This window comes from Candidatus Nitrospira nitrosa, assembly GCF_001458735.1.
GTDB lineage: Bacteria > Nitrospirota > Nitrospiria > Nitrospirales > Nitrospiraceae > Nitrospira_D > Nitrospira_D nitrosa.
In genome coordinates, this window is the sequence record NZ_CZQA01000004.1 from 1 (window position 1) to 5,357 (window position 5,357).

Sequence of the window (5,357 nt, forward strand, 5' to 3'; positions counted from 1 at the left end):
CGTGGCATGGAGATCAATGCCCGCATAACACATCATCGCAACCTCCTCGGTTAAAGTGGATGAGCCCGTCGCGTTAGCAACGACTCTACTCTTCAAGAGAGGAGCCTTCGAGATGATTATCGGGAGTATTTTCTTGACATTTTTGTAGTAGATTCATTAGAAGATCGTCTATGCCACGTCGACCTCGCCTTGCTGCAGGCAACCTTGCCTATCATGTCCTGAATCGTCGGGTTGGGCGACTCCCGCTGTTTGAAACCCCGTCCGACTACATTGCCTTCGAAGCTATTCTGGCCGAAGCCCACGCCGAATTTCGCATCCGCATCGCCGCCTATTGCCTCATGCCGAATCACTGGCACCTTCTCCTGTGGCCGCGCCACGATGGCGAACTATCAGAAATTCTTCGCTGGATTACCGTCACCCATACGCAACGGTGGCATGTGCGGCACGAGACCGCCGGCACTGGTCCTGTCTATCAAGGCCGCTTCAAATCCTTTCCCGTCAAGACGGATGAACATTTTTTGACCGTCGCTCGGTATGTAGAACGCAATGCACTACGGGCCAAGTTGGTCAGACAGGCGGAAAACTGGCGGTGGAGCAGCCTATGGCGACGTGCTCAGGGCGATGCCAAACTGACAGCCTGGCTGAGTGACTGGCCGGTCTCGCCCCCGCGCAATTGGATGATGCGCGTGAATCGTTCCGAGACCGGGGAGGAACTAGAGACTCTTCGAGTGAGCGTACAGCGAGGGCGTCCGTTCGGTGACGAGGCTTGGGTAAACAGGATGGCGAAGCGATTTGGATTGGAATCAACGCTGCGTCCGCGCGGAAGGCCCAGAGGATCCTGACCACCGAAAAACATGCGCGGCAAACAACCACTCAGCGATTCAGTTGCAGATGCACGATGGTCCCATTTTCACCACTCGCCCACCCGCGTTCAGCATCGGGAAAACTGAGGCCAAAGAGTGATGCTGGGGCAATCGATCTTCCCTCACTCCAGGTGAGACCGGCATCCGTCGTCCGATACAACGTTCCTCGCTCACCGACAATCCAACCTTCTTGCCGGCTCGTGAACCGGACCTTCAGCAAATCAGTGAGCTTCGTACAAGTACGCCCACAGGGCAGAGTCTGATCCACCCATGTGGCACCGCCATCAGTCGTTTGAAACAACGCCCCCGCATTACCGACCGCCCAACCAGTTGTGGCATCGGTGAAGAAGACGTCGAACAAGGTTACGGCACTCTGCGTGCCTTGCGCGGTCCATGTCGCACCACCATCGGATGTCGACAGGATGGTTCCCAGTGCGCCAACGATTGTCCCTTTCTGCTCATCGAGAAAGTGTGCCGTATAGAGCGCCGCCGTGGTCCCACTGATCTGTTCCCTCCAATGCTGCCCTCCATCTGTCGTATGATAGATGGTGCCGCCTCCCCCAACCGCCCAGCCGACATTGGGAGAGGGAAAAGAGACGGCGTACAGCGGCTGCTGCGTATCGATGGCCTGTTGAGACCAGGACTCTCCTCCGTTGATCGTGCGGCCGAGCCATCCTCCGGCACCGGTCACCCATCCGTGTGACGAATCGGCAAAAAACACGCTCGTAAGCAAGGCCGTTGTTCCACTGGCCACGCGCTTCCAACTTTTCCCACTATCACCGGTCTTGAGAATCGTTCCACCAGACCCCACCGCCCAGCCCTGTTGAGGCGTGGGAAAATGGATACTCAGCAGGGTGGATTTTGTAGTACTCGCCTGAATTGTGAGGGAAAGAGCGGTCTCACGACTGGTGGCCAATTGCGGAAACCCCAGCGCCACAATCAACAACAAAAAGATGAGACGCAATCGAACCCGGACAACGTAGCGTGGAATCAGCATTATTGATTGGTGCCCGCATCAGGCCTGTTATTCGTCCAATACCCATCGTCGGGAAGCCCCTTGGCCTCAATGGTGAACTGTCCGGCTTCCACCGTCAGCCATTTCTTCGGCGAACAGCAGGTGCCATCCGGCAAGAGGTCCCAAGACCCTCGACGAACAACCAGAGGCCCAGTGGCAAGATCATCGAAAAAGCCGCCCTTCTTTCCGATGCCATACAGATTGCGGTGCGGGACTTTGACGACGATCTCCTGATCCGTCCACGACTGCACCAGAGCCGCCGCGCCGTTGAAGAGCACTTCCGTGCGGGAGACGTTCGATACAACCGTGTCACTGGCCTCCGGCTCGTTGATCTCAATGTCGGATCGCCGTTTGTACGCCTTCTGATTGAGCCCGAGATCGGCATGTTCCGCAGTCTTCAAGAATGTCCCAAACCCGCTTCCCTTGATAGTGACCGTCGCATCCAACCCGGCTGACTTGGGATCATAGGTTTCAACTGTAGGCGTCACCACTGCAAAGTCCCCTGCCTCAATCGCCAGCGTCCCCCGTTCAGCACAGCAGAGCCCCCCGAGATTCGGTTTCGTGGCGCTCCGATAGATCACCACCTTGCCGCTTTTGGCACTGAATGGCACCCACACATCGATTCGATCGTCGTTCCATCGATAGATGACGGCCGGGACCCCGCCGATCTCAACTCGATTCTGACCTGTATTGAAATCCATGAAGTTGTACGGTGTCGCCCCGCTCTCAGAATAGAACCCAAAATGTTCACCATTGATCCTGAGCAGCGTCCCAATCGGAGCACTGGCGGGACTCAGCGTCGTAATACGAGGCACATGAACCGTAAACTGCGCAAGCACCCGTTCTTGCCCCTGCCGCCGCAACACCAGCGGACCAGACTCGGCATCAAGCGGGACATGGACCACGATCACATCGTCTTTCCATTGGGCAATCGTCGCAGGCTTTCCCGCGATGAAGACCCCATCGTCCATCTGTTCTTTCGACTGACCAAACCCGTGACCGAAGAGGACCACCTTCGTTCCGACCGGCCCACTGACCGGATCCACTCGAATAAATGGCCTCAGTGCCAGTGAAACGGCATTACTCTTCACATACTCGACAGGCGCACAACAGGATCCATCCGGAAGCGGATCAGAGGAGGCCAACCGCACCACCACATCACCGCTCGTCGCATTGGGAGGGATCTCCAGCTCAATCTTGTCATCCTTCCAACGCTGCGGGCGAACGATCACCCCGCCAACGATCACATCATTCACCCCAAACATCGTATTGGGATCGCGTGCCCCAGCGGACAGACCAAAATGCTGCCCCGTGATCTGGAGCGTGGCCCCACGCTCGGCTTCCGTCGGCGTGATAGCGTCGATCTGTGGTGTGACGATCGTCAACAGCCCGGCGAGCACCTTCTTCTTCCCGATCAGAATCTCGACGAACCCACTCGTTGCCTTGAACGGAACCTTGATCTCAATAAGTTCCGCCTCCCATCGCTGCACGAGAGCCGACAGTCCATTGACCGTGACCTTATTGAATGACGTCGACTTGAAGGGGCCGAACCCCTTTCCGTTTAGTGTAACTGTCGCGCCAGGAGTCACCATGCTCGTTGAAAGCTCAACAGTCACCTTGCTCTCCATCGGCTTACTTTTTCTTGCTGCAGCGGAACTCTCGTGAGTCAAAAGGAGCACAAGCGCCACAAGGCTTATGGTGACTAACACGAATCGTTGCATGGGTGACCTTTCAGAAAAACAGCGGGAAGGATATAGCCAGGACATGCGACATGCACGACTTTAACAAGTGGTTTTTTTGAGAGTCAAGTGCGGCAAGAGAAGACGAAGCAGGGAAAGAATCCCTGTCGCCATACCGACATCACTCGCAAGGGTACCGAACGGTTCACCTTCGCAGTCATCGGTCGACAAAGGAAGCCGTACGTCCCAACGAATTAGGTATTATCTCCACAACCGACCTCACTGCAAGGCCCCCTCACCGCGTGATCTCCGCACACAGCTTCTCCATAATCCTGTTTGTCTGACGGTGAAGTAAATGGTATATTCTATACCATGAAAACCACCATAGATACGGCTGGAAGATTGGTCATTCCGAAAGAACTGCGTCGAGAGGCTGGGTTACAGCCTGGTACCGAGCTGGAGATCCGCTGGCGGCAAGGGCTAATTGAAATCGAGCCGGCACCACTCCCCGTCAAACTGAAGAAACGTGGCCGATTCCTCGTCGCTCTACCAGATCTGCCGATCGAGCGTCTCACGAGTGAAACCGTCGAACGGACACGTCGACAGCTCACCCGTAACAGAGCAGCCTCCTCTAGACCGGTATGAGTCGTTTTCTTCCCGACACCAGTGTCATGGTCGCGACAGTGTGCACCTGGCATGAGCACCATGATCGCGCTATTACAGAAATGGAACGTCGACTGGCGGAGCGGGGATCGCTGGTGTTGGCGACACCAGCCTTGATTGAGACGTATGCTGTGCTGACCAGACTTCCACCGCCCCATCGCATCTCGCCTCGAGACGCGATGGCCCTTATCGAAACGAACTTCGTCACCGAAGGAACGCTAGCAGGCATGGATAACAAAATCGTTAGGCCGCTGCTCCGAGAGGCTGCGGACCACGACATCGCCGGTGGTCGGACCTATGACTGGGTTATCGCCGCTTGTGCCCGAGCAGCGCGAGTGCAGACCATACTCACCTTCAATGCACGGGACTTCTCAAGTTTTCGTCTAGACGGCATCGAGATTCGTACTCCGTAAAGAATCACCATCACCCGCCCCAAGCAGGCTTCCTTCCATCAGGAATGAAGAACCCCGCCCTTCCAGGTGGGGTCTCCTTACAATTCAAGCTGCGCTTGACCCGTCTCCTGCTCGCCTTGGTGCTGGACATCGTGCCGAATTGTGGCCTCGTTGATCCCCACCGTGGAGGCGAAGCATCCTCGCGCCAAAATCCCGCCACCATCCCACCACACGTTGCGCAATACGTGCGGGAATTTCTCTTCCAGCTGCCGACTCGTGACACTCTTCAACGTCTCCACCACCCGTAAGACCGCGTACTTCGGCGGAATTACCATATGCAGATGGACATGGTCCCGTTCCACCCCGATCTCCTCCACAAACCAATCGGGATGAAATTCCCGCACTGCCCGAAAGACCTTCTTGAGATAGTCGGCTATTCCGGGCACATGGATGTTCCGCCGATACCGTGGCACCCACACCAAATGGTACTGGGTCTTGTCCACCACATCCGCTGTCGATGGAGTGTCATCCACGGCCATCATCGCACCAAGCGAGCAGCAGCCGGCGCCAGCTCACACCCCCACCCTGCAGGTGGGGAACTTCCGCGAAATTAGATCACTTGAATTCAAGGTTGAAGAGCAACACCTGCGGCCCGCGCAAAGACTTCGGCTGGGGTCCGATAGGCGAGGCATTTCCGGGGTCGATTATTCAATTCCTCCACGACCGACGCAAGTCGATGTGCCGT

At 56.4% G+C, this 5,357-nt stretch carries 6 protein-coding genes and 1 pseudogene; 3 read left to right on the forward strand and 4 right to left on the reverse strand.

Annotated elements, in window-relative coordinates:
• Positions 1-170: 170 nt before the first annotated feature.
• A complete protein-coding gene (locus COMA1_RS08670; RefSeq protein WP_090747000.1) occupies positions 171-842 on the forward strand; it encodes a transposase in 672 nt (223 codons plus the stop codon).
• A gap of 31 nt (positions 843-873) precedes the next feature.
• Here COMA1_RS08670 and COMA1_RS08675 read toward each other — a convergent pair whose 3' ends face one another.
• Together COMA1_RS08675 and COMA1_RS08680 are read right to left on the reverse strand one after the other, a co-directional pair.
• On the reverse strand, positions 874-1,860 hold the full coding sequence (locus COMA1_RS08675; RefSeq protein ID WP_090747003.1) for a WD40/YVTN/BNR-like repeat-containing protein: 987 nt from the start codon (positions 1,858-1,860) through the stop codon (positions 874-876).
• On the reverse strand, positions 1,860-3,599 hold the full coding sequence (locus COMA1_RS08680) for an IPT/TIG domain-containing protein (protein WP_176697952.1): 1,740 nt from the start codon (positions 3,597-3,599) through the stop codon (positions 1,860-1,862). Before COMA1_RS08680 ends, COMA1_RS08675 begins: the two co-directional genes overlap by 1 nt.
• A 330-nt stretch (positions 3,600-3,929) precedes the next feature.
• On the opposite strand from COMA1_RS08680, the gene COMA1_RS08685 reads away from it, so the two are divergent.
• Both COMA1_RS08685 and COMA1_RS08690 read left to right on the forward strand, forming a co-directional pair.
• Positions 3,930-4,202 (forward strand): AbrB/MazE/SpoVT family DNA-binding domain-containing protein, encoded by a 273-nt coding sequence (locus COMA1_RS08685; protein ID WP_090747008.1) that lies wholly within the window; start codon positions 3,930-3,932, stop codon positions 4,200-4,202.
• Positions 4,199-4,633: a PIN domain-containing protein gene (locus COMA1_RS08690; protein WP_090747011.1), complete on the forward strand. Its 435-nt coding sequence runs from the start codon at positions 4,199-4,201 to the stop codon at positions 4,631-4,633. The genes COMA1_RS08685 and COMA1_RS08690 overlap by 4 nt, the downstream gene beginning before the upstream one ends.
• 77 nt (positions 4,634-4,710) lie before the next feature.
• On the opposite strand, the gene tnpA is transcribed toward COMA1_RS08690, so the two are convergent.
• Both tnpA and COMA1_RS21995 read right to left on the reverse strand, forming a co-directional pair.
• Entirely contained in the window at positions 4,711-5,145 is a 435-nt protein-coding gene (gene tnpA / locus COMA1_RS08695; protein WP_176697953.1) for an IS200/IS605 family transposase, read from the reverse strand.
• A 92-nt stretch (positions 5,146-5,237) separates the two neighbouring features.
• Positions 5,238-5,357, reverse strand: a pseudogene (locus COMA1_RS21995) (IS30 family transposase); the annotation flags it as partial.

What these genes read in the sequence shown, in the direction of transcription:
- COMA1_RS08675 (WP_090747003.1), bottom strand. Translation starts at nt 1,860, where the DNA reads ATGCTGATTCCACGCTACGTTGTCCGGGTTCGATTGCGTCTCATCTTT.
- COMA1_RS08685 (WP_090747008.1), top strand. Translation starts at nt 3,930, where the DNA reads ATGAAAACCACCATAGATACGGCTGGAAGATTGGTCATTCCGAAAGAA.
- COMA1_RS08670 (WP_090747000.1), top strand. Translation starts at nt 171, where the DNA reads ATGCCACGTCGACCTCGCCTTGCTGCAGGCAACCTTGCCTATCATGTC.
- COMA1_RS08690 (WP_090747011.1), top strand. Translation starts at nt 4,199, where the DNA reads ATGAGTCGTTTTCTTCCCGACACCAGTGTCATGGTCGCGACAGTGTGC.
- COMA1_RS08680 (WP_176697952.1), bottom strand. Translation starts at nt 3,599, where the DNA reads ATGCAACGATTCGTGTTAGTCACCATAAGCCTTGTGGCGCTTGTGCTC.